The organism is Flavobacterium sp. KY-23415, from assembly GCF_055384985.1.
Window position 1 is genome coordinate 2,456,261 of sequence record NZ_AP044001.1, and the last position, 23,471, is coordinate 2,479,731.

The following is a 23,471-nucleotide window of genomic DNA, read 5'->3' on the forward strand; positions in this document are numbered from 1 at the left end:
GCCAATATTATTTTAATGATTATTATGTATGAATTACATAATTGCAATTCGGCTGCAAATATAAGCTTATTTTTAGTATAAACAATTTTATTGTTAAAATAAAGTTGCTACTTGTTTATTTACAAACTCCAAAAAGCGCTCGTCTGCTTCTGTAAAAGGGTCAATGACATGAGAATCTATATCTATTTGACCTATGTTTTGTCCGTTAACAAATAAAGGAACAACAATTTCTGATTTTACTGTAAAGCTACAAGCAATGTAATTGTCTTGAGCAGTAACGTCTGGAACAACAAAATTTGCATTAGATTCAGCTACTTGTCCGCATATTCCTTTTCCAAATGGAATTACAGTATGATCTGTTTCTGCTCCTACATAGGGCCCTAGATGCAGCGTTTTGGTTTCATGATTTGCAAAATAGAAACCAACCCAATTATAATATGAAATGGAATCTTGTAATAATTGGCAAATATTTTTTAGTTTCTCATCTCTAGAAAAATTTACATTTTCTATTATTGTAGTAACTTCGGGTTTTAAATTTTCAAAAGACATACTCGCTTATTTTTTGCAAAAGTATTTATTCTTTCTCATCAAAAAATATTTATTTTTGTTAAAAATACATCTTCCATGTCACTTTTTGTGCAATATCGCCTATTTCTTATTTTTTTAATCAAGTTTTTACTTTTTTATATTCTTTTTTCTTTTTTGTATAAAGGATATTTGAATCAGTATAAAAGTCCTTTGGACGGAAGAAAAACAGATTTTATTACAAAAAATGTAGCTAGCCAAACAAACTCATTTTTGTTATTTTTAAATCAAGATTCTAAGATAGTGATTAATGACAAGGAAGGTTCGGTTAAAATGCTGTTTAAAGATAGATATGTAGCAAGAGTAATAGAAGGTTGCAATGCTGTTAGTGTTATGATTCTATTTGCGGCTTTTGTTTTTGCTTTTTCTGTAGAAATAAAACGAACATTATTATATATAGTATTAGGCGTAGTGTTGTTGCATGTCTTAAATATTGCTAGAATTGCTTTTTTAACCTATGCATTATACCATTATCCAGATTATCAAGAGGTTTTACATGGCACCGTTTTTCCTTTGTTGATTTATGGATTTGTTTTTGTTTTATGGGGATTATGGATAATGAAATTTTCTGGGCATGTTAAAAAAAAATAAAAACAGAAAAAAAATATTTTTTCTCGGACTTCTCGTTTGTGGATTAATATTGGTGCGACTTTTTGAAACAAAGTTGTTTTATGACCCTTTTTTGCAATTTTTTAGGACAGAATATGAAAACAAACAATTGCCAGTAGTTGATGGTTTTCGCTTGTTTTTGCATTTGTTATATAGGTTTTCATTAAATTCAACACTTTCTTTAGGGGTTATTTATTTGGTGTTTGAAGAAAAAAAATGGGTCGTTTTTTCTACATGGCTCTTTTTGTTTTTTTTTATAATATTGACTGTTGTTTTCTTTTGCCTGCTGTTCTTTAATGTTAAACCAGATTATTGGTTGTTGTTTTCTGTGAGACGCTTTTTAATTCAACCTGTTTTTCTATTACTTTTTTTGCCAGCCTTCTATTTTCAGAAAATTAATAAGCAAGTATAAAATGTTCAAAATAGAAGAAAAGTTGAAATTTAAGTAAATGTTAACGAGATAATTAAAAATCTTTAGTAATTTTGCAACATGCAATTTAGAAAGTTTATAAGTGTTTTATTGACTGCGTTCATCCTATTTTCAAATTTAGGATTAGCATTAAATGTGCATTATTGTAATGATAAAATTGCTGGGATTTCATTAAATATTCAAGGTAAAGAAGCTTGTGTAGAAACTGTTAAATCTTGTTGCGCTGCAAAACAAGATACTAAAAAATGTTGTTCTAATAAGATTGTTAAACTTGAAAAGAAAGCAGATAATGTTCTGACAAAAAGTTTCCAGTTAGATTTACAATCATTTAGTTTGGCTTCTATAGTCAAAGTTCCAGAGGATACTCTAAAAAATAGTATTACTACTAAAGAATCACCATCGTTTTATTGTGATTCGAATGCTCCACCACTTTATAAATTATATTGTCAACTAGTGTTTTACGCATAGTTTATTAATGTTTTTAGTCTTTAAGAGAAAATAAAATCATTAAAAATAAATTTATGCATAAAAAAATAACAATACTATTATTGTTTATTATATCTGTTGCTCAAGCGCAAGATATAACAAAAGGAATAATAGTAGATGAAAACAACGAACCGTTGTTGGGAGCCAATGTGTTTTGGTTCAATACTTCTGTAGGTACTACAACAGATATTGATGGGAAATTTTCAATAAAAAAAGTAGCAGAAACAAATAGTTTAGTAATAAGTTATTTAGGTTATAAAACTAAAAAAATCGAAGTAACAAGTGATAATGTCGTTACAATAAAATTAGAAGCAATAACGACATTAAATGAAGTTACTGTTTCAAAAACGAAAAAAAGTACAGAGCATTCAAAATTTCAAGTCACCAATGTGCAAACCATGGGGCAAAAAGAACTGTTGAAAGCAGCATGTTGTAATTTGTCTGAAAGTTTTAGTACTAATCCTTCAATAGATGTAAACTTTTCTGATGCTGTAACGGGCAATAAACAAATCAAAATGTTAGGATTAACCAGTCCTTATATTTTAATTGCAGAAGAGAATATTCCTTCCGTGCGAGGAGCATCGCAAGCTTATGGTTTGTCTTATGTTCCAGGGACATGGGTAGAGAGTATTCAAATAACCAAAGGTGCAGGAAGTGTTATTAATGGTTATGAAAGTATTTCTGGACAAATCAACTACGAAATTTTAAAACCATCAAACGATATTCCCTTCTTTTTAAATGCCTATGGATCAATGGATGGTCGATTCGAATTAAATACGCATTTCAATCAGAAATATTCAGATAAATTAAGTTCAACTTTATTTGTTCATGGCAATACACGTCAGCAAAAAAGTGATATGAATAATGATGGTTTTCTTGATAATCCGTTAGGAAAACAAATTAATTTATTGAATCGTTGGCAATACAATGATGCAGAAAAAGGAATTGTAAGTTTCTTGAATGTTCGATATATGAAAGATGAAAAGCAATCAGGTCAAACAAGCTTTAATCCAGAGACAGATAGATTAACAACAAATGCTTGGGGGAGTGAAATTAATACCGAGAAAATAGAAGTTTCCAATAAAACAGGTTATGTTTTTCCAGATATGCCTTACCAAAGTATTGGTTTTCAGAATTCATTTCAATCGCACAAACAAGATTCTTATTTTGGGATGAGTTTATATAATATCCATCAAAAGAGTTTATATTCAAACTTAATATTTAATTCAATAATTACTAATACTAGAAACAAGTTTGCTACAGGAATTAATTTTAGTTATGATAATTATGATGAAAAAATAGCTGTTAATTTCGCAAAAGACTTTTCAAGAACAGATAATTCACTTGGGGCTTTCTTTGAATATACATTTGATAATTTAGACGATTTTAGTTTGGTAGCGGGTTTGCGAGTTGATAATCATAATAGGTTAGGGACTTTTGTAACACCAAGACTTCATATTCGATATAATCCTTGGAAAGAAGCGGTTGTTAGAGCTTCAATTGGAAGAGGGAAACGTGCAGCTAATATATTTGCAGAGAATCAACAATTATTTGCGTCTTCACGAAATTTTTCGATCTTGAACAGTGATGGGAAATTGTATGGTTTAAATCCAGAAATAGCTTGGAATTATGGGTTGAGTTTTATTCAATCTTTTAAATTATTTGGAGCCGATTCGGAAGTTGTGTTAGATTATTACAGAACTGATTTTGAAAATCAAGTAGTTGTAGATTTAGACTTTAGCCCTCAGCAAGTATTGTTTTCCAATTTAAATGGTAAAAGTTTTGCAAATTCTTTTCAAGCAGAGTTTAGTATTGAACCATTTAAGCATTTTAATATAAAATCAGCCTATAAATATTATGATGTGCAAACACAGTATGCAACAGGGCAGTTGCAAAGAGCACTTCAAGCAAAACATCGTTTTTTTACAAATGTTTCGTTTGAAACACATATAAAGGATAAAGGACAGCAATGGAAATTTGATGTTACCTATAACTGGCTAGGAAAACAAAGGTTGCCAAACACACAAAACAATGCTCCAGAATATCGTTTGCCAGAGTATGCTCCTTCATTTGGTGTTGTTAACGCTCAGATTACAAGAACATTTTCGAGTGTTTTTGAAATGTATATAGGGGGTGAAAATATGGGTAATTTTAAACAAAAAAACGCAATCGTTAGTGCAGAAAATCCTTTTGGCTCATCTTTTGATAGTAGTATGATATATGGACCTGTTTTTGGGCAAATGTATTATGCAGGTTTGCGATTTAAAATAAAATAAGTAATTTTTAAAATAAAAAAAGAATATGAAAAAAATAATAATGGTTTTACTAGTAGGATTATTTTCTTTAGTTAGTTTTTCTCAAGAAAAGAAAAGTAAAAATAAAAGAGTTTCGTTTAAAGTAACGGGAAATTGTGAAATGTGTGAGAAAAAAATTGAAAAAGCAGCATTCTCAATTAAAGGAGTTAAAAGTGCTGATTGGAATAATGAGCAACAAAATATATTCTTAATTATTGATGAAACCAAATGCAATACGTTAGATGTTGCAACTGCAATTGCAAAAGCAGGATATGATTCAGAATTATTAAAAGCAACTGATGAAGATTATAATAATTTGCACGGATGTTGTCAATATAAAAGAGATTAATTTTTTTAGAGGGGCTGTCCGAAAAGGACAGCTTTTTTTATGTAGCTATTTTTAAGCTATTTTGTTTTGAAGAAAAAATAATAGCAAAATAACTTTGAGTTACTTTAACAAGGCAAATTTTAGTTTTAAAATAGGCTAGATAAGTGTGAATTTTGGTTTTGAAAACAAATTTTAGCAAGTCTACCTTCATTGCATTCATTTTTCTAAAGTTGTGTCCAAGTGCCATTAGTAAAAACTCTAATGTTACTTTTTTTAAACCCTTCATTGTGAATCGATTGAATTTATTATTGCTTTTAAGTTGACCAAAAACTGCTTCTACCTCTATTGGACGTTTACTTCGATGTTTTAGTCCTTTTTCACTCATTAGTAGCTTTCTTGCTTTTTCTTTTAATTCATTTAATCGATGATTGACTGATAAAATTCTATTACCTTTTGCTTGATGGCATTGACTTCGTAAAGGACATCCTTGGCATCTTTTGGCTTGATAATATGTAATTTGTGATTCATATCCAGTACTGGTTTCACGTTTTCCTACTCCTGTTTTTTGCATAATTTGCCCCATTGGACAAACATAAAAATCGTGTTCTTCGTTGTAGAATAAGTTTTGAACAAGAAAAGGATTGTTTTTTATCTTTCTTTTTTGTTCTTGATGAAAATAGTTGTATTTAACATAAGCATCAGCCTTTTTTTCTTCAAGCATTTGATAATTTTCTTCACTGCCATAACCTGCATCTGCAACGATTTCCTTGCTCTGTTTTTGATAAGCTTTTTCAAAACCTTCAAGATGAGAACTTAAGGTTGTAGTGTCATTTGTTGTTTGATGAACAGATACATGTGTAATGAATTGATTTTCTGTAGATATTTGCGGATTGTAAGCGGGTTTTAATTGACCGTTTTTCATATGATCTTCTTTCATTCTCATAAAGGTAGCTTCGGGATCCGTTTTACTATAAGAGTTCCTATTTTCCATTGTAGCTAAGTCTTTTTCATATTTTTCAAGCTTTGGAAGATGCTCCTCTTGAAGTTTTTGTAACTCTTTTTCCTGCTTTTTGGTAGGCATTTTGAGCTTTTTATTAAGAATCGAAAGCTTTTCTTTTAATCTTTCCGAATCTATTGATTTTGGTAATTCTTCTATATTTAGTTCTTGATTATCAGATTGAATACTGTTTTCAATAGTTGATAGAATATGATTAATTTTAATTTCTAGTTTTTCTTTATATTTCTCAACGGAACCTCTCCATACAAAAGTATATTTATTAGCTTTGGATTCTATTTTTGTACCATCAATATACTGAATGTCTAAGCTAACATATCCCATTTTTACAAGCATTTTTACTACTTCTGCAAAAAGAGTTTGGATATGATTTTTTAAAACTTTACCCCTAAAATCGTTTATCGTTCTAAAATCAGGAGTCGAGTTGCCCGAAATATACATAAAATGAATGTTCTCCTGAAGTGCTTTTGCAATTTTTCTGCAAGAATATACATTAGATAAATAACTGTAAAACAAAACCTTAATCATCATTCTTGGATGGTAAGCTGAAGTACCACCTCCTTTATATTTTTTCAATATTTCACTTATATCTAACTGATTAACAACTTGTTCCACTAAGTGAACTGGATGGTTTTGCGGTATTCTATCGAAAATATTGATAGGAAATAACTCTGGAGAATTGCCTGTTTGATTTTTAAAAACTATCTTAGCCATTGTGTATTTTTGTCTCAACTCTAAGATACTAATTTTAGAGATAAAATACAACAAAAAAAGGCTGTCCTTACTTTTTGGACAGCCTCTCTTTTTTTGACTAATAGTTGTTTTTTTTAAAACTGAACAAGTGCCTTTTTTTATTCTTATTTTTTTCTTTAAAAATAATTTTTGAATTAAAAAAATAGATACCTTTGTCTGTATAATTAAAGATTAATTATGAGCCTCAATAAGCCTACTTTTTTTAAAATTACTTTGAGTATGCTCTTCCTGACAATGTTGGGTCTAGTCGCTTTTGGTAATGCTAAAAATAGTGAAGAAGTTCATAATACTATTGCTGTTTTTCAAGATACAACAATATCACAAGATGATAATCATTTTGTAGTTTTAGAATCAAATGATGATTCACTTTCATTTAGAGAATCTGAAATTGAGTTAGAACTTGAAATTGAAACTTTCTTTTTTAATAAATCTAATTCAGATTTTGAATCTGTTTCAGAAGTTATTAAAAATGATTCCTATTATTGTACTCATTTTTACACAAAACAAAGTATTCCTCTTTATGACTTGTTTTGTAATTGGAAATTACACCTTTCTTAATACATAATTTTTTTAAAACTTTTTTTAATGTATCTCTTGCGATTTTTTATTGTCGAAGAGTACGATATGTATTAACCTTATTTCATTTTAAATGAATACACATACTGTAGGTTTCGACGAACAACACGTTCTCGAACACCTAAAACACTATTTGCCTGCACAAAACCCTCTTAAGGACTTTGTGCACCATAATACATTACATGCTTTTCAGAAAAGTCATTTTTTTACTGCTTTGCAGGAAGCTTCAGAAATTTTCGGATATAAAACGTATTTGTCTTTACAAGAGTTTAGAAAACGATTTGAAAATAATGAAATTTCTGAACCTGTACTAGATTATATTATCCAAAAAAATAAAGGCGATAATGATTTTTCAAAGTGGAAAAACAATGTATTGAAAAAAAAATACGATGAGTATTTAACTGCTAGAGTAGGTAATTTACGCTCTTTTTGGAAAAAAGAATATGCTATTAACTTAGATAAATCAACACACGGTATTCTTTTTAGAGTGCTATGTGGTTATTTAGATCAAGGTATTGCTATTTGGTCTTTCCCTGCTCACGAAGAAGGCTTTTTGAGTTCAATAAAAAAATTGAATGAAAAAAGTTTTGCTAGCGTTTTTAAAACAAAAAGAGCAAAACAGTTATTAGAAAAAGGTACTACAATTAGTGAATTATTAGATTTGATTGTAGGAAATTCTAATTATTTTGAAACGTATTTGTTTGATCAACAATTTTCTCATCCAGGTTGGAGTGGAATGGTTGCAACTTTGGAAAGCAATCCAAATTCTTTATTAGACAAGAAAAATATAACATTTGAGGAATTAATCATTTTTGAATTATTATTAGAACTAGATGCTTTAGATGCAAAATTTGGAGAAAACTGGGCTCCTTTAGCACATCGTTTTAAAGAGGAGGAAATAAAATTATTTAAAACGGTCGAATATAGTGAATATTTTGATGTTTTATCTTTATGGCAACAAGCTTTTGAATGGAGCTTTTATGATCAGGTATTATCTGGAATTAAAAATGTTAAACCAACTATAGACACTAAAGAAACAAGTTTTCAGGCAATGTTTTGCATGGACGATAGAGAATGTTCTTTCCGTAGATATGTAGAGTCTTTAGATAAAAATTCGAAAACATTCGGGACAGCAGCTTTTTTTAATTTTGAATTTTTCTATAAACCAGTAAATGGGAAGTTTTATACAAAGCTTTGTCCAGCACCTGTTACTCCAAAATATTTAATAAAGGAAATAGATAGAAAGAAAAAGCAACCAAAAGATTTGCATTATAATAAGAAATCACATTCGCTATTATTTGGATGGATAATTAGTCAAACTCTTGGTTTTTCTGCTGCGTTCAAATTGTTTATAAATATTTTTAAACCAACAATGACTCCTGCAACAAGTGCTTCATTTAAGCATTTAAACAAAAAGTCTAAACTAGTTATAGAAAATACAAATGTAAATGAAAGAGAAAATGATTTGCAAATAGGCTTCAGTATTGAAGAGATGGCAAATAGAGCAGAAGGTTTGTTAAAAAGTATAGGCTTGGTTAAAGATTTCGCTCCTTTAGTTTATGTAATTGGACATGGTGCAACTAGCGTGAATAATACACATTATGCTGGTTATGATTGTGGTGCGTGTTGTGGAAGACCAAGTTCGGTTAATGCAAAAGTGGCTTGTTTCGCAATCAATAATCTAAAAGTGAGAACCGTACTTAGAGAAAGAGGGATTGATATTCCAGAATCGACTCAGTTTTTACCAGGATTGCATGATACAACTAGAGATGAAATCGCTTTCTATGATGAAGACACATTGACTAGTATTAATAAATCATTACATTCAGAAAATGCAATTATTTTCACAAAAGCATTAGATTTAAATGCAAAAGAAAGATCGCGTCGTTTTGATACCATAGACACAAACCAAACGGTAGAAAAAGTACATGATAGAATTAGAAGACGTTCCGTATCTCTATTTGAGCCTCGTCCAGAATTAAATCATGCTACCAATGCAATGTGTATTGTTGGAAGAAGAAGTTTGTCTAAACAATTATTTTTAGATAGACGTTCTTTTATGAATTCCTATGATTATAATGTTGACCCAGTTGGAGATTATTTGGCGGGAATATTAGGAGCAGTTGCTCCAGTAGGAGGTGGAATTAATCTTGAATATTATTTCTCTAGAGTAGATAATCATAAACTGGGAGCAGGAAGTAAATTACCACATAATGTTATGGGGCTTATTGGTGTTGCTAATGGAATCGATGGAGATTTAAGACCAGGACTGCCAAGCCAAATGATTGAAGTCCATGACCCTGTTCGACTATTAGTCGTGGTGGAGCATTTTCCAGAAATTGTTAAATATGCTATTACTAAAAATCCTGCTACCTATGAATGGTTTATAAATGAGTGGGTAAAATTAGTTGTAGTACATCCAGAAACTAATGAATTGTTTCATTTTGAAAAAGGAGGTTTTGTGACCTATGTTCCAATTCAAAAAGAAGCTAATTCTATCCAAAATGTTCAAAAATTAGCAGAACAATCACAAGACAACTTATTAGTAGGAATTTTAAATTAAGGAAAAATGAATGAAATTTTGCAATTTTTTATAGTACTTCCTTTTTTAGGATTTGTATTCAGTTTGTTCATTCCAGAAAAGAAAGAAACATTAATTTCTAGGGTGGCTTTTGGTACTGTTTTTATACAGTTAGTAATTGTTAGTGTTTTTGCCGTTTTTTGGATTTTAGATGGTGCTTTCGATTTAAATTTGAAAGAGTTTACGTTGATGAAAACATCACATTATGAATTTTTTATCGATTTTTATTTTGATAAAGTAACTGTTGTGTATTTGTTTGTAGGGGCACTTTTAACTTCTATGATAACCACATATAGTCGTTATTATTTGCATAGAGAAAAAGGATATAAACGTTTCTTTAACACAGTTTTATTTTTCTTTTTTGGTTATAATTTAGCGATACTTTCAGGGAATTTTGAGACGCTATTTATTGGTTGGGAAATTATAGGGATTTCGTCTTTCTTATTGATTGCCTTCTATAGAGAACGTTATTTGCCTGTTAAAAATGCGTTTAAAGTATTTTCAATTTATAGAATTGGAGATGTAGGAGTAATTTTAGCAATGTGGGCGAGTCACCATTTGTTTCATGAGAATATTACATTCATAGAATTGAATAATTATAGTTTGGTAAATGAACATTTGCAAAACCATACTATAATTGGTGCTTTTATTGCTCTATGTTTGGCTTGTGCAGCTGCTGCTAAATCTGCTCAAATTCCATTTTCTTCTTGGTTACCGAGAGCAATGGAAGGCCCAACACCATCAAGTGCTATTTTTTATGGTTCATTATCTGTTCATTTAGGAGTTTTTTTAATGTTAAGAACCTATCCTTTTTGGGAACATCAAACATCTATTCGTATTGCAATAGGGATAATGGGATTAACAACGAGTATAATGGCTTCACTAATGGCAAGAGTACAGTCTTCTGTTAAAAGTCAAATTGCTTATAGTTCAGTCTCTCAAATTGGATTAATTTTTATTGAAATAGCTTTAGGATTGGATAATTTAGCATTGTTTCACTTTGTAGGAAATGCATTTTTAAGAACCTATCAATTATTAGTTTCTCCTTCAGTCGTAACTTATTTAATTAGGGAACAGTTCTATAATTTTATACCTAAGAAAAAAACAATTGAAGATTCATTACCAAAACGATTAGAATATTCTTTATACATTTTAAGTTTAAAGGAGTTCAAATTAGAAGAGTTCATGAATACTGTGCTTTGGAAACCTTTAAAAATTATAGGGAAATCAATGGACTTTTTTAATATGAAAACCTTGTTCATTTTCTTTTTACCTCTTTATGTATTAGGAGTTGTTTTTTATGAGTTTAGAGAGCTATTACCTTTTAGTTTTGTAAATAATTTGCCTGAGATATTTGCTTTTATTGGTTTGGTTTGTGTTTTTAAATCATTTTCAGAAAGAAAAAATCCTTTAATGGCTTGGGTATTAATAATCATGAATCATTTTTGGATAGCATTAGCGGTTCTTTTTAATGATAAAGTAGATTATTTTGAAGTTGCAGTCTATTTGTCTGGGGTAATAATAACAGGAATAATTGGATTATTAGCACTGTTAAAGCTTAAAAATATTGAAGAAAATACATCAATGAATCAATATTTAGGACATGTTTATGAACATCCTAAATTTGCTTTTTTCTTTCTAATAGCAGTTTTAGGAGTAACAGGTTTTCCAATAACAACCACTTTTGTTGGAGAAGATTTGTTGTTTAGTCATATAAATAGTGATCAAGTAGTCTTGGCTTTTTTTGTATCCTCAAGTTTTGTGGTTTCAGGAATTGCAGGGATAAGAATTTATGCGCGACTATTTCTTGGTCCACATATTAAAACCTATCATGAATTACCATACAAATCTTCATAATTCATTTACAAAACTTTAAAAAAATAAATTAATTGCTTTTAAATAGATTTTTTAGCCTATTTAAAGTTAAATATATAATATATGGAATCAAAAAATAAGAAAAATATCCCAGCTGATGGATTAGCGGGTTTAAAAGAAAATTTCAAAACAGATGCAATTTCAGGATTTATTGTTTTCCTATTGGCATTACCTTTAAGTTTAGGTATTGCAAAGGCATCGGAGTTTCCACCTGTAATGGGATTATTGACAGCCATTATTGGAGGTGTTGTTGTGAGTTTGGTTATGGGGTCTCGATTAACCATTAAAGGCCCAGCAGCTGGGTTAATTGTTATCGTTGCAGGTTCTGTTGCAGAATTTGGAAAAGGAGATAATGCTTTAGGTTGGAAATTGGCGTTAGGAGCAATGGTTGTTGCAGGTATTGTTCAAATTTTATTTGGAGTATTTAAGTTAGGTAAACTAGCCGATTTTTTCCCGCTTTCAGCAATTCATGGAATGCTAGCCGCTATTGGAATTATTATTATAGCAAAGCAAATTCCAGTGTTATTAAACGACGATCCAGCTTTAGGGAAGGGGAAAGGCCCTTTAGAATTATTAGCTAATATTCCGAATTTTATTATGAATTTAGACCCTAAAGCAACATTCATTGGTATTGTTAGTTTGATTATTATGTTAGGATGGCCAAAAATAAAAAACACTACAATAAAAATGATTCCTGCTCCACTAGTTGTTTTATTGTTTGCAATTCCTTGTGAGTTGTTTATGCATTTTAAAGAAACAGAACCAGCATATGCATTGGTTAAAATTGGAAATTTTGTAGATAGTTTAGGTTTTAATGCAAGTTTTGAAGGTTTTTCACAAACAGGAACATTTGTAAAATATGTAATCATGTTTGCATTAGTGGGCTCATTAGAGTCATTGTTAACTGTAAAAGCAATAGATTTAATGGATCCTTTTAAAAGAAAATCTGACATGAATAAAGATTTAATAGCTGTAGGAATTGGAAATACTTTAGCAGCTTTTTTAGGAGGATTACCAATGATTTCTGAAGTGGCTCGTTCTTCTTCCAATGTGAATAATGGTGCAAAAACAAGATGGGCTAACTTTTTTCACGGAGTTTTCATTTTAGCATTTGTATTATTGGCAGCTCCAATTTTAGAAATGATTCCTAATGCAGCTTTGGCTGCGATGTTAATTACTGTTGGTATTAAATTGGCACATCCTAAAGAATTTGTACACACTTTCAAAATTGGTAAAGAACAATTAGCAATTTTCTTGGTAACTATTTTCTTTACATTATTTGAAGATTTATTAGTAGGAATTGCAGCTGGTATTGTTTTAAAAATGATTATTCACTTAATAAATGGAACACCAATTTCTTCTTTCTTTAAAGCTCCAACTTTAGTTTCATTTGAAGGGAATAATTATTTGGTTGAAATAGACAAAGCCGCTATTTTTACAAATTATTTGGGGGTAAAACGTAAATTAGAATCAATTCCTCCTGGATTTAATATTACAATTGATTTAAAGAAGACAAAATTAGTAGACCATTCAGTGATGGAAAACTTAGAACATTTTAAACATGATTATGAATCCAATGATAAAAGTACAGTTACTATTATAGGCTTAGAAAATCATAAACCATTGTCGGAACACCCACTTTCAGGAAGAAAAAAATAATTATAAATAATATAAATATCAATAAATCATGAAATTAGTAAGTATAAAAAACGCATTAGTATTGTTTTTACTGTTTTTTTCTGCTTTATCATTTTCACAAGTAGAAACTCATAATAATAATTTTTGGTTGCATTATGTTGGGAAAAATAAGATTGCTAAAAATACATTTTTCACATTAGAAGCAACTATGCGATATACAGATGGAATAAATGAAAAACAACAATGGTTTATACGTCCTTCATTAGATTATCAATTCAATAATAATTTTGTAGGAAGCATTGGATATACTCACTATAATACCTACAGTTATGGAGATTTTCCAATAAATAAAATAGATACTCCAGAAGATCATGTTTGGATTCAAGGTACCTATACTCATACTTCTGGGAATTTTAAATTTATTCATAGGTTACGAGATGAAAATAGATTTGTAGGTATTGCAGCAAAAAATCCTAGTACTGGAAATTATGAAATTGATCGTTATGAATATAGAAATAGAGTGAGATATATGTTTTTGGTAAATTATACTTTGACAAAAAAAGACGATAAAGCGAGGTTGTTTGCTGTTTTAGGAGACGAAGCATTTGTAAATATTGGATCAAATGCGGGTAAAACTTTTTTTAATCAAAATAGAATTATTGCAGGTTTAGGTTATAATATAAATAAAAACCATCAAGTTCAATTAAATTATATTCAGCAGCATATTTGGAATTTTCCAAACACAATTCAAGAAGATAATCCAACAATTCGTGTTTCATATATTACGAATTTTGATTTTACAAAATAATATTTTGGTTTAGTTTTATTTTTATGTCATTTTTTGATAGAATTGTTTTAGCCACCTTATAATAATTTTATCATTTTATTATAAATCCCGAGAGCAAATAGAATCTCGGGATTTATTGTTTTACATGTTATTTTACTTTGATAATTTGTTCTTCATTATAGACATTTCCTTCGTCATCAATACCTTGAATGTTTAATTTAATCTGTTCTTGATTTAAAGTGGGTATTTTTACCTCAAAATTGCCATTTAAATCGGTATAAATAGATGGAGACCAAAATATCGTTCCAAAGTTTTTGAAAGCAGTGTCGTTATAATTTGTATAGTTTAGGTTTTGAAAATTTAACTGTTTTTTGAAACCATTTCCTATAATGATTTCTTTAGTTTTAGGATATGTATTTATATAATTAATATAGCCTTTTTTTAAATAGATTTTAATAACACTACCTACTCCTCTAGTACCATATTCATATGCTAAATTGTCTATTAATATTTCTTCTACATTATTTAAAGGCATTCCATCTAATATTTCAAAATTTATTATTGGAGCGTCATCAATAAAAACTAAAGGAGCTCTTCTAGAACCATAAAGACTAGTTTGCGGTCTTCGGCTAAAAATATTAACTTGACCAAAATTGTTGTTTACATTATATCCATGCGTTTGTAAGAACATCAAAATATCTCTATAAGAATTAGCTTCAATGTCGGTTATTTTATAAGAACGGTCAATCGTGCTTCTGAATTCAGAATTGCTTTTTTGTTCTTGTTTTTCAGTTAAATTAACTTCATTTAATATAACAATTTCGTTGTGTTTTGGAAAATATATATCGCTATTTATTTCTTTTGAAATAGTAGTGTCATACACAATAGGTGTAATATTAATTACCTTATTGAAGTTAGGGTTGTTATTGGTTAAACGTGAATGAATTGCTGTTTTTACAACCCTTTCTTTCTCATCTAATAATGTTAAAAAAACCGTAGTTGAGTCTGTAAGGATTAGGTTTTTGAATTCAAAATCACCATTTTCAGAAACAGGAACAGAATATTCTATCCCATCTTTTGAAATAAACCGAAGTTTCCCTTTCTCTACGTCATAATTGTATATTCTTCCTTTTAGGTTAACTCCTAAATCAAAGTCATATCGAATTGTTGGTATTCCTTTCTTTATGTTTTCCCAATTGTATTTTGGTTTGTTATGTATTAAAAACATGTCGAATGCTATTTTTTTAGTTCGATCGGTTTTTAAGAGATAATAATCGATATTTTTTACTTCTTCATTTAAATGACTATTAATGTTAAATTGTTCATTAATAGAAAGAGATGTGTTTGCTATTGTGTTTTGAGCAATAGGATTTGCACTTAAACTAAAATTACCAATTCTATTTTGCAGCGAACCGAAAATAGTAATTGAATCTTTAGATGTAATTGTTTTTGTAACAACGAGTGTTGGTTTGTTTATTTCATTATAAATAATTCTCTCAGAATGTAAATTTAGATGATTGTCTAGCAAACGTAAAGTATTTATTCCGTTGAAGAGTTCTTTTTTTGGGATTACTAATGAAGTTGTTTTATCTTTTATGTTTATGTCAATAAACTTTATTTTTTCATTTTGACTAATTGCAAGGGTGAAATAGTTGTCTTTGTTTTTTTCTAATGTAATACTATTTGTTTCAATTTTTAAATACAAATCTTTGTCGTTGGTTGTATTGTTTACATTGATGTTGTAGCCAATAATTTTTATATTATTAAGATTTTTAATAATTGTATTGTCTTCATTAGTTAATGATAAACTGTACTTTTCATTTGAAGGCTCTATTAATGTTGAAAAACCATAGCCTTGTTCATTAGTTTCAATAGTATTAATAATTTCTCCCTTTTCATTTTTTAATAAAATGTTAGATGCTTTAACACCATTACCATTAACATCAACAGTTTTTACTACAATCCTATTTCTAGATTGGTATAATAAATTTCCACCTTCAACTGTATAACTTAAAGAAAATACATCTTTAGATTTAGATTTAATCATGTTGTCTTTAGTGTTTATAATATCAACTTTGTATAAACTAGATTCATTTTCATTGAAATTGTTCATGTAATTGGTGAAAGTATGAATGTAATAAGTGCCAGTAGGTAAATTGTTTTTTAAAGGAATATATCCATTTGTAACACCTTTAGCAACATAGTTCAATCCACTGTAAACTAATTCATTTTTATCGTTATACATTTTTACCATAAGATTGGTTGTGTTCGGGGTTAATTTCCCGTCTTTTTTGTTAATGACATAAGCTTTAAACCAAATATTTTCATTCGATGTGAATTGGTTCTTATTAAGATGTAAGTGAATGTTTTCTCTACTGTTTTCAAAATAATTAGAGAAGGAAGTGGCAATTTGTTCTTTAAGAACTTCTTTCGCTTGCTGAGCATTTACGAGTTGAAAACTTAGGCAAATGAGGAATACTATTTTTTTCATACTTACTTAGATATTATAGTTAATACTTTTTTAAGTAAGAAATGTATCACAAATTATGCCAAAGATGAGAAATTGGATGAGTCTATAGTGTTAAAATTGAGATGCTTGGAGATTGTTCTTTCTTGTTGCCCTTTGTTTACTAGTATTTTTAGCGTCTAATTGTTTTTTAAAATTTTCTATTATTTAAGATGTAAATGTTGGAAGTAATAGGTTACTATTTGTGTTATTATTGTCATTGCCTATAAATGAAATCTCTTTTTCTAATAAAAAAATCCCGATGAGAGTGAACTCATCGGGATTTACAAAGCTATTTTGAATTTTTAGCTTTCAATTACATCATTCCTGGCATACCACCCATATGGTTATGACCTGCAGGTTCATTTTCTTTAATATCGATTAAAGCACATTCTGTTGTAAGAATCATTCCAGCAACAGAAGCCGCGTTTTCAAGCGCTACACGAGTTACTTTTTTAGGATCGATAATTCCAGCTTTTAGCATTTCAACATATTCTCCAGTTTTAGCATTAAAACCAAAATCACCTTTTCCGTCTAGTACTTTTGCAATAACAACTGAGCCTTCACCACCAGCATTTTCAACAATTGTTCTTAACGGAGCTTCAATAGCTCTGTTTACGATGTGAATACCTGTTGTTTCGTCAGTATTTTCAGCTTTAAGGTTAGCCAAGACAGCTTTAGCTCTAACAAGAGCAACTCCTCCACCAGCTACGATTCCTTCTTCTACAGCAGCTCTCGTTGCGTGCAAAGCATCATCAACTCTATCTTTTTTCTCTTTCATTTCTACTTCAGAAGCAGCACCAACATAAAGAACAGCAACCCCACCAGCTAATTTAGCTAAACGCTCTTGTAATTTTTCCTTATCATAATCTGATGTAGAAGTTTCAATTTGCGATTTAATTTGGTTCACTCTTGCTTTGATGTTTTCAGCATCCCCAGCTCCATTTACAATTGTGGTATTGTCTTTGTCAATAGTTACCGTTTCTGCAGTACCTAACATTTCAATTGTTGCATTGTCTAAAGCAAAACCGCTTTCTTCAGCAATTACTGTTCCTCCTGTTAAAATTGCAATGTCTTCTAACATTGCTTTTCTTCTATCTCCAAAACCTGGAGCTTTTACTGCAGCAATTTTTAGACCACCTCTTAATTTGTTTACTACCAAAGTAGCTAATGCTTGACCATCCACATCTTCAGCTATAATCACTAAAGGTCTTCCAGATTGAGCAACAGGCTCTAAAATAGGTAATAATTCTTGTAAATTAGAAATTTTCTTGTCATATAATAAAATATATGGATTATCTAATTCAGCAATCATTTTGTCTGCATTGGTAACAAAATAAGGAGATAAATAACCTCTGTCGAATTGCATTCCTTCAACAACATCAACATAAGTATCAGTCCCTTTAGCTTCTTCAACGGTAATTACACCTTCTTTTCCAACTTTTCCAAATGCAGTAGCTATTAATTCGCCAATAGTTTCGTCGTTATTTGCAGAAATAGAAGCTACTTGTTTTATTTTTTCTGAAGAATCACCAACAGCAACAGTTTGTTTTCCTAAATCTTCTACAATGGCTTCCACAGCTTTGTCAATACCTCTCTTTAAATCCATTGGGTTTGCACCTGAAGCTACATTTTTAAGACCTTCTTTAACGATTGCTTGCGCAAGAACTGTTGCTGTAGTTGTCCCGTCACCTGCTAAATCATTTGTTTTTGAAGCCACTTCTTTAACCATTTGAGCGCCCATGTTCTCTAAAGGATCTTGTAGTTCAATTTCTTTTGCCACAGAAACACCATCTTTCGTTACAGTTGGTCCACCAAATGATTTAGATATAATTACATTTCTTCCTTTTGGTCCTAGAGTTACTTTTACTGCGTTTGCTAAAGCATCAACACCACGTTTTAGTCCGTCACGTGCTTCTATATCAAATTTTATATCTTTTGCCATTTTATTTTTGTTTAAATTGTTTAAAGTTTTTTGATTGTTTTATAACTTACAATTTGTTTTAAAGAATTGCGAAGATTTCTTCTTCTCTCATAATTAGGTAATCTTTACCTTCATATTTAAACTCTGTGCCAGAATACTTACCGTAAAGTACAACATCTCCTGTTTTTACAGTCATAGTATGGTCTTTTTTACCATTACCCACTGCTACGATGATCCCTTTTTGCGGTTTTTCTTTTGCAGTATCTGGAATAATAATACCTGAAGCAGTTGTTGTTTCTGCTGCCATAGGTTCAATCACTACACGATCTGAGATAGGTTTAATGTTTAATGACATATTTTATATATTTTAATTAATATTTAATGTGCAAATTGATTTTCAGAAATTGTGCCAAAGCCTTTTTTTGACATTTTTTCTTAAAAAAAAATGCCAGCACTGACAGGCTGGCATTTTGCTAGAATTAATTTCTAGTATTATTTAGCTGTTTCTTCTGTTTTTACTGGAGCAGTAGTTGTTGCTTCTGCAGCAGGTGCTTCTGGTGTTGCAGGAGCAGTAGTTGTAACAGGAGGTATTGCTACATCGTCACCTAATACTTTTGAATCGTTAGTTCCACTACCATTGAATGCTAAAGTTGATAATAATATAAGTGCAATTAAAATTCCACCTAACGTCCATGTACTTTTATCTAAAAAGTCTGTCGTTTTCTGTACGCCACCTAATTGTTGAGAACCACCAAATGAAGAAGATAAACCTCCACCTTTAGGGTTTTGAACCATAATGGCTAAAATTAATAAAAAGCAAACAATTGTTATTGCAATTAAAAAACCTGTAAATCCCATAATCTAATTATTATTTTGTTGTAAATCTTTTATATCTTTTATTCGGTTTGCAAAGAAACTACTTTTTTCTGGATATTTCAAAATTAAAATTTCATAAGCTTGTATTGCTTTCTGATATTTTTTTTGCTCCAAATAGACTTTTGCTAATGTTTCTGTCATTAAATGTGTTGGTTCTTCTATGCTTTTCTTGATATTTGGAGGTATTGGAGTCGATGTTTTTACAGGAGAAATTTTTGGATTTAATTCTATGAAACGATCAATAATATCTATTTTTTTTAACTTTTCAGGATCTAAATTCTCAATTTCATCGTTATCTTCTCTCTGAATTGGTGAAAATTTAGTTAATTGAAGCCACTCTTGGAATGAATGTTTTTCACTTTGATTAAAATCTAAAGGCTTTCCAATTTCTAATTTTTCTTCAATTTCATTCTGTTTTATTTCTGTTTTATCATTAGAGATGTTTTTTTCCTTTTCTTCTGCAATTACATCTTGATTACTTAAAATTTCTGTTTGGATTAGTATGTTTTCTTCAATGCTCTCTTGTGAATGTCTTTCTTCTTCAAATTTAATTTCAGTTACTGAAGGAGGTGTTTTTAAAAGAACGCTATCTATTACTTCAATATTATTAATATAATCATCAATATTCTCAATGTTGTTTCTTTGAAGAGTTGTGAAGTTTTCTGAAGTGATAAAATCAAATAGAATGCTCCTGTCTATTGTGTGTGCTGCTGTTTTTTTTAATTCATAATTATATCTAAAGCTATCCTGATTGTAGAGTCCTTTTAAATGAAGTGCTCTTAAACTTTGAAAGTATGGAAATTGCTGCAATACAATTTCCAATTCCATAGTTTGTTTTTCATTTATAGAATAAGGGTTGTTTAGTAGATATGTTATGTCTTTTGTGTTCAATTTATTTTTTATTTATTACCATTTTGCCACAGATTCTGTGAAAATATCTTGAGTTATTCTTTCATAAATTTCTTCTAAAGCAGTTGTTAGCCTGCTTCCTATCATTTGCTCGTTTGCAGGATAGTCATGAAAATGTGTAAAACGTTTTTCGAAATCATCATCTTCGTTTCTTTTATTAGAAAAGCGAACCAATACTGTAATTGATAATCTGTTTTGTGCAGCTCTTTGATCGGCAGTTGCTGTCATAGGTGCGATTCTGTAATCTACAATTTCTCCTTCATATAGTAAATCTCCACCTTGAGGTACTAGGTTTAAACTTGTCTGATTTTGAATAAGGTCTTGTAGTTTTAAAGTAAATGTTCTTTCAATACCTGGTTCGATAAGATCGGCATTGTTTTGGAAATAATTCACCTGAAAAGTATCGGCATCAATTGGTTTTGCACCTGTAAAATTATAATAGCCACAACTGTTAATTGATGTTATTAAAATTATAAGTAATATTGCTTTAATAAAAGATTTCATTTAAAGGTCGTATTGTTTAATTTTTCTATATAATGTTCTTTCTGAAATTCCTAACTCATCAGCTGCAGCTTTGCGTTTTCCTTTATTTCTTTCTAAAGATTTTTTTATTAATTCAATTTCTTTAGCTTCAAGACTTAGTGTTTCTTCTTCTTCTACAGTTTCAGCAAAAAGATAATTTTCATCATCTTCGGTATCTTCGTTGTAAACTTCAGGTTCTATTGAGTTTTGTAATGGAATTAGTTCTCGATTGTTTTCTTTTTCAAAAGGATTGTTTTCTTCGTTTTGGCCATAAATGCGTTGAATTAATCCTTTATTAGTTTCTTGAACTTTACTATTGCCATTTTGCATTAATTCGAGAGTTAGCTTCTTTAAGTCATTTAAATCCGCTTTCATGTCAAATAGTACTTTGTATAAAATCTCTCTTTCATTACTAAAATCGTTTTCACTCTTTTTTGTATTGATAACAGAAGGGAGACTACTTCCTTCTGTAGGAAGATAATGTTGTAATGTTTGCAGGTTAATTTCTCTATTGGTTTCTAAAACTGATATTTGTTCTGCAACATTTCTTAGTTGTCTAATATTTCCATTCCATCTGTATCTTAATAAATGAGGAATGGCTTCGTTTGAAAGTTTTATTGGAGGCATTTTGTATTTATGAGCAAAATCAGAAGCAAACTTTCTAAAAAGGATATGAATATCCTCTTTTCTCTCTCTTAATGGAGGTAAAAGAATTTCGACAGTACTTAACCTATAATATAAATCTTCTCTAAATTTTCCTTTTTCAATAGCGTCAAACATGTTTACGTTTGTGGCCGCTACAATTCTTACATTTGTTTTTTGTACTTGTGAAGAGCCTACTTTTATGAATTCACCATTCTCAAGTACACGTAATAATCTTACTTGTGTGGTCAATGGTAATTCACCTACTTCATCTAAGAAAATTGTGCCACCATCTGCGACTTCAAAATAGCCTTCACGAGTAGAAGTGGCTCCTGTAAAAGAGCCTTTTTCATGACCAAAAAGTTCACTATCAATAGTTCCTTCTGGGATTGCACCACAATTGACCGCAATGTATTTTCCGTGTTTTCTATGTGAAAGCGAATGGATTATTTTTGGAATACTTTCTTTTCCAACACCACTTTCTCCAGTAACTAAAACTGAAATATCTGTAGGAGCAACTTGTATTGCTTTTTCTATGGAACGATTGAGTTTAGGGTCATTTCCTATAATTTCAAATCGTTGTTTTATGGCTTGTACTGTTTCCATTGTTCTGTTTGTTTAGAGTTTAAGTTTTTTTAAAAAAATAAACTTTTAATCTTAAACCATTTCTTGCATCATTTCAGAATATCCGACTGCTTCTCCTATTAGAGTGGCGGCTGTACAATCTGTAATTTTTACATTAACAAAATCTCCAGGCTTGTAATTTTCTTTTGGGAAAACAACTACAGTATTTTGCGAATTTCTTCCTGACCAATGCTCATTAGAACGTTTAGAATCTTTTTCAACTAAAACTTCTACCGTTTGTCCAACAAAACGTTTGGTTTTTTCTAAAGCGTGAACTTGTTGTAAATCAACAATTTCGGTAAGTCTACGTTTTTTAACATCGTCTGGTATATCGTCTTCCATTTTTCTTGCAGCCATTGTTCCAGGTCTTTCCGAATAAGCAAACATAAAGCCAAAATCATATTTTACATATTCCATTAATGAAAGTGTGTCTTGATGATCTTCTTCTGTCTCAGTCGGAAAACCAGTTATCATGTCTTGCGATAAGGAAATATCTGGAATAATTCTTTTAATGTTGTCTATCAAGCTCATATATTCTTCACGAGTATGTTGACGATTCATCTCCTTCAAAATTCTTGTGCTTCCTGATTGAACAGGTAAGTGAATATATTTACAAATATTATGGTGTTTTGCCATTACTTCAATTACTTCCACATGCATATCTTGTGGATTTGAAGTTGAAAAACGAAAGCGCATTTTTGGAAATTGTGTAGCACAAAGGTCTAAAAGCTGAGCAAAATCTACGGCCGTTGCTTTTTGCATATCAGTAGCTTTTACGAAATCCTTTTTTAATCCACCACCATACCATAAATAGCTATCAACATTTTGACCTAATAGGGTAATTTCTTTAAACCCTCTAGACCATAAGTCTTGAATTTCTTCAAGGATGCTTTGTGGTTCGCGGCTACGCTCTCGTCCACGAGTAAAAGGTACTACACAAAAAGTACACATGTTGTCGCAACCTCTAGTAATTGAAACAAAAGCTGTTACTCCGTTAGAATTTAAACGAACTGGAGAAATATCTCCATATGTTTCTTCTTTAGATAAAATTACATTAATGGCATCTCTTCCATCTTCAACATCTTTTAAAAGGTTAGGAATATCTTTGTAAGCATCTGGTCCAACAACCATATCTACAATTTTCTCTTCTTCTAAAAATTTATCCTTTAATCGTTCCGCCATGCATCCTAAAACCCCTACTTTCATGCTAGGATTGATTTTTTTTACAGCATTGTATTTTTCTAAACGTTTTCTAATTGTTTGTTCTGCCTTATCACGAATAGAACAAGTGTTTACCAAAACCAAATCTGCTTCTTCAAGATTTTGAGTAGTATTGTATCCTTGGTTTACTAAAATAGATGCAACAATTTCGCTATCAGAAAAATTCATCTGGCAGCCATAACTTTCTATGAAAAGTTTTTTTGCGTTTCCTTCTTTTTGTTCTAAAACAAGACTAGTTCCTTGTTTGTTTTCTTCAATTGTCTTTTCCATAATACGAATTCGTGTATTTT

The 23,471-nt window shown here is 30.2% G+C and carries 20 protein-coding genes; 10 read left to right on the forward strand and 10 right to left on the reverse strand.

Annotated elements, in window-relative coordinates; genetic code table 11:
• Nucleotides 1–93 precede the first annotated feature (93 nt).
• Complete coding sequence (locus tag ACZ49Z_RS10625; protein WP_464304299.1) at nucleotides 94–549, reverse strand: GAF domain-containing protein; 456 nt, start codon at nucleotides 547–549, stop codon at nucleotides 94–96.
• A 75-nt stretch (nucleotides 550–624) separates the two neighbouring features.
• Here ACZ49Z_RS10625 and xrtF point away from each other — a divergent pair, with 75 nt between their 5' ends.
• From xrtF to ACZ49Z_RS10650, 5 genes are all read left to right on the forward strand, one after another.
• Nucleotides 625–1,176, forward strand: coding sequence for an exosortase family protein XrtF (xrtF, locus tag ACZ49Z_RS10630; RefSeq protein WP_464304300.1), 552 nt, complete (start codon nucleotides 625–627; stop codon nucleotides 1,174–1,176).
• On the forward strand, nucleotides 1,160–1,606 hold the full coding sequence (locus tag ACZ49Z_RS10635) for an exosortase F system-associated membrane protein (protein WP_464304301.1): 447 nt from the start codon (nucleotides 1,160–1,162) through the stop codon (nucleotides 1,604–1,606). Before xrtF ends, ACZ49Z_RS10635 begins: the two co-directional genes overlap by 17 nt.
• 78 nt (nucleotides 1,607–1,684) lie before the next feature.
• Entirely contained in the window at nucleotides 1,685–2,092 is a 408-nt protein-coding gene (locus tag ACZ49Z_RS10640; protein ID WP_464304302.1) for an HYC_CC_PP family protein, read from the forward strand.
• 53 nt (nucleotides 2,093–2,145) lie between these two features.
• On the forward strand, nucleotides 2,146–4,386 hold the full coding sequence (locus tag ACZ49Z_RS10645) for a TonB-dependent receptor (RefSeq protein WP_464304303.1): 2,241 nt from the start codon (nucleotides 2,146–2,148) through the stop codon (nucleotides 4,384–4,386).
• A gap of 25 nt (nucleotides 4,387–4,411) precedes the next feature.
• On the forward strand, nucleotides 4,412–4,753 hold the full coding sequence (locus ACZ49Z_RS10650) for a heavy-metal-associated domain-containing protein (RefSeq protein WP_464304304.1): 342 nt from the start codon (nucleotides 4,412–4,414) through the stop codon (nucleotides 4,751–4,753).
• Between the two features lie 37 nt (nucleotides 4,754–4,790).
• Here the strand turns inward: ACZ49Z_RS10650 and ACZ49Z_RS10655 are convergent, their stop codons facing one another.
• Nucleotides 4,791–6,461 carry an IS1182 family transposase gene (locus ACZ49Z_RS10655; RefSeq protein ID WP_464304305.1) on the reverse strand — a complete coding sequence of 557 codons (1,671 nt, stop codon included), beginning with the start codon at nucleotides 6,459–6,461 and terminating at the stop codon, nucleotides 4,791–4,793.
• Between the two features lie 258 nt (nucleotides 6,462–6,719).
• Between ACZ49Z_RS10655 and ACZ49Z_RS10660 the strand changes: the two genes are divergently transcribed.
• From ACZ49Z_RS10660 to ACZ49Z_RS10680, 5 genes are all read left to right on the forward strand, one after another.
• Nucleotides 6,720–7,058 (forward strand): hypothetical protein, encoded by a 339-nt coding sequence (locus tag ACZ49Z_RS10660; RefSeq protein ID WP_464304306.1) that lies wholly within the window; start codon nucleotides 6,720–6,722, stop codon nucleotides 7,056–7,058.
• 91 nt (nucleotides 7,059–7,149) lie between these two features.
• Nucleotides 7,150–9,639, forward strand: coding sequence for a YbcC family protein (locus ACZ49Z_RS10665; RefSeq protein WP_464304307.1), 2,490 nt, complete (start codon nucleotides 7,150–7,152; stop codon nucleotides 9,637–9,639).
• A 6-nt stretch (nucleotides 9,640–9,645) separates the two neighbouring features.
• Nucleotides 9,646–11,514, forward strand: coding sequence for a proton-conducting transporter transmembrane domain-containing protein (locus ACZ49Z_RS10670; protein ID WP_464304308.1), 1,869 nt, complete (start codon nucleotides 9,646–9,648; stop codon nucleotides 11,512–11,514).
• A gap of 81 nt (nucleotides 11,515–11,595) precedes the next feature.
• On the forward strand, nucleotides 11,596–13,191 hold the full coding sequence (locus ACZ49Z_RS10675) for a SulP family inorganic anion transporter (RefSeq protein ID WP_464304309.1): 1,596 nt from the start codon (nucleotides 11,596–11,598) through the stop codon (nucleotides 13,189–13,191).
• Nucleotides 13,192–13,219: 28 nt separating this feature from the next.
• Nucleotides 13,220–13,978 carry a DUF2490 domain-containing protein gene (locus tag ACZ49Z_RS10680; protein WP_464304310.1) on the forward strand — a complete coding sequence of 253 codons (759 nt, stop codon included), beginning with the start codon at nucleotides 13,220–13,222 and terminating at the stop codon, nucleotides 13,976–13,978.
• A gap of 127 nt (nucleotides 13,979–14,105) precedes the next feature.
• On the opposite strand, the gene ACZ49Z_RS10685 is transcribed toward ACZ49Z_RS10680, so the two are convergent.
• From ACZ49Z_RS10685 to miaB, 8 genes are all read right to left on the reverse strand, one after another.
• The gene (locus tag ACZ49Z_RS10685) at nucleotides 14,106–16,448 is read right to left on the reverse strand and encodes a hypothetical protein (protein ID WP_464304311.1); all 2,343 of its coding nucleotides are present in this window, start codon (nucleotides 16,446–16,448) and stop codon (nucleotides 14,106–14,108) included.
• A 331-nt stretch (nucleotides 16,449–16,779) separates the two neighbouring features.
• Nucleotides 16,780–18,408 carry a chaperonin GroEL gene (gene groL / locus ACZ49Z_RS10690; protein ID WP_464304312.1) on the reverse strand — a complete coding sequence of 543 codons (1,629 nt, stop codon included), beginning with the start codon at nucleotides 18,406–18,408 and terminating at the stop codon, nucleotides 16,780–16,782.
• A 58-nt stretch (nucleotides 18,409–18,466) separates the two neighbouring features.
• Nucleotides 18,467–18,742: a co-chaperone GroES gene (locus tag ACZ49Z_RS10695; protein WP_236452800.1), complete on the reverse strand. Its 276-nt coding sequence runs from the start codon at nucleotides 18,740–18,742 to the stop codon at nucleotides 18,467–18,469.
• 137 nt (nucleotides 18,743–18,879) lie between these two features.
• Nucleotides 18,880–19,245 carry a preprotein translocase subunit SecG gene (gene secG, locus ACZ49Z_RS10700; protein WP_464304313.1) on the reverse strand — a complete coding sequence of 122 codons (366 nt, stop codon included), beginning with the start codon at nucleotides 19,243–19,245 and terminating at the stop codon, nucleotides 18,880–18,882.
• Nucleotides 19,246–19,248: 3 nt separating this feature from the next.
• On the reverse strand, nucleotides 19,249–20,154 hold the full coding sequence (locus ACZ49Z_RS10705; RefSeq protein ID WP_464304314.1) for a tetratricopeptide repeat protein: 906 nt from the start codon (nucleotides 20,152–20,154) through the stop codon (nucleotides 19,249–19,251).
• Between the two features lie 15 nt (nucleotides 20,155–20,169).
• Entirely contained in the window at nucleotides 20,170–20,676 is a 507-nt protein-coding gene (locus tag ACZ49Z_RS10710; protein WP_464304315.1) for an LptE family protein, read from the reverse strand.
• Nucleotides 20,677–21,942: a sigma-54 interaction domain-containing protein gene (locus ACZ49Z_RS10715; protein ID WP_464304316.1), complete on the reverse strand. Its 1,266-nt coding sequence runs from the start codon at nucleotides 21,940–21,942 to the stop codon at nucleotides 20,677–20,679. It abuts the gene before it with no gap.
• A gap of 51 nt (nucleotides 21,943–21,993) precedes the next feature.
• On the reverse strand, nucleotides 21,994–23,451 hold the full coding sequence (gene miaB / locus ACZ49Z_RS10720) for a tRNA (N6-isopentenyl adenosine(37)-C2)-methylthiotransferase MiaB (RefSeq protein WP_464304317.1): 1,458 nt from the start codon (nucleotides 23,449–23,451) through the stop codon (nucleotides 21,994–21,996).
• Nucleotides 23,452–23,471 lie beyond the last annotated feature (20 nt).

Bases quoted from the DNA above. Each gene is read 5' to 3' on its own strand.
- ACZ49Z_RS10685 (WP_464304311.1), bottom strand. From the start codon at position 16,448: ATGAAAAAAATAGTATTCCTCATTTGCCTAAGTTTTCAACTCGTAAAT.
- miaB (WP_464304317.1), bottom strand. From the start codon at position 23,451: ATGGAAAAGACAATTGAAGAAAACAAACAAGGAACTAGTCTTGTTTTA.
- ACZ49Z_RS10660 (WP_464304306.1), top strand. From the start codon at position 6,720: ATGCTCTTCCTGACAATGTTGGGTCTAGTCGCTTTTGGTAATGCTAAA.
- ACZ49Z_RS10670 (WP_464304308.1), top strand. From the start codon at position 9,646: ATGAATGAAATTTTGCAATTTTTTATAGTACTTCCTTTTTTAGGATTT.
- ACZ49Z_RS10680 (WP_464304310.1), top strand. From the start codon at position 13,220: ATGAAATTAGTAAGTATAAAAAACGCATTAGTATTGTTTTTACTGTTT.
- xrtF (WP_464304300.1), top strand. From the start codon at position 625: ATGTCACTTTTTGTGCAATATCGCCTATTTCTTATTTTTTTAATCAAG.
- ACZ49Z_RS10675 (WP_464304309.1), top strand. From the start codon at position 11,596: ATGGAATCAAAAAATAAGAAAAATATCCCAGCTGATGGATTAGCGGGT.
- ACZ49Z_RS10645 (WP_464304303.1), top strand. From the start codon at position 2,146: ATGCATAAAAAAATAACAATACTATTATTGTTTATTATATCTGTTGCT.
- ACZ49Z_RS10715 (WP_464304316.1), bottom strand. From the start codon at position 21,942: ATGGAAACAGTACAAGCCATAAAACAACGATTTGAAATTATAGGAAAT.
- ACZ49Z_RS10625 (WP_464304299.1), bottom strand. From the start codon at position 549: ATGTCTTTTGAAAATTTAAAACCCGAAGTTACTACAATAATAGAAAAT.
- ACZ49Z_RS10655 (WP_464304305.1), bottom strand. From the start codon at position 6,461: ATGGCTAAGATAGTTTTTAAAAATCAAACAGGCAATTCTCCAGAGTTA.
- ACZ49Z_RS10650 (WP_464304304.1), top strand. From the start codon at position 4,412: ATGAAAAAAATAATAATGGTTTTACTAGTAGGATTATTTTCTTTAGTT.
- ACZ49Z_RS10695 (WP_236452800.1), bottom strand. From the start codon at position 18,742: ATGTCATTAAACATTAAACCTATCTCAGATCGTGTAGTGATTGAACCT.
- ACZ49Z_RS10640 (WP_464304302.1), top strand. From the start codon at position 1,685: ATGCAATTTAGAAAGTTTATAAGTGTTTTATTGACTGCGTTCATCCTA.
- groL (WP_464304312.1), bottom strand. From the start codon at position 18,408: ATGGCAAAAGATATAAAATTTGATATAGAAGCACGTGACGGACTAAAA.
- secG (WP_464304313.1), bottom strand. From the start codon at position 19,245: ATGGGATTTACAGGTTTTTTAATTGCAATAACAATTGTTTGCTTTTTA.
- ACZ49Z_RS10635 (WP_464304301.1), top strand. From the start codon at position 1,160: ATGTTAAAAAAAAATAAAAACAGAAAAAAAATATTTTTTCTCGGACTT.
- ACZ49Z_RS10710 (WP_464304315.1), bottom strand. From the start codon at position 20,676: ATGAAATCTTTTATTAAAGCAATATTACTTATAATTTTAATAACATCA.
- ACZ49Z_RS10665 (WP_464304307.1), top strand. From the start codon at position 7,150: ATGAATACACATACTGTAGGTTTCGACGAACAACACGTTCTCGAACAC.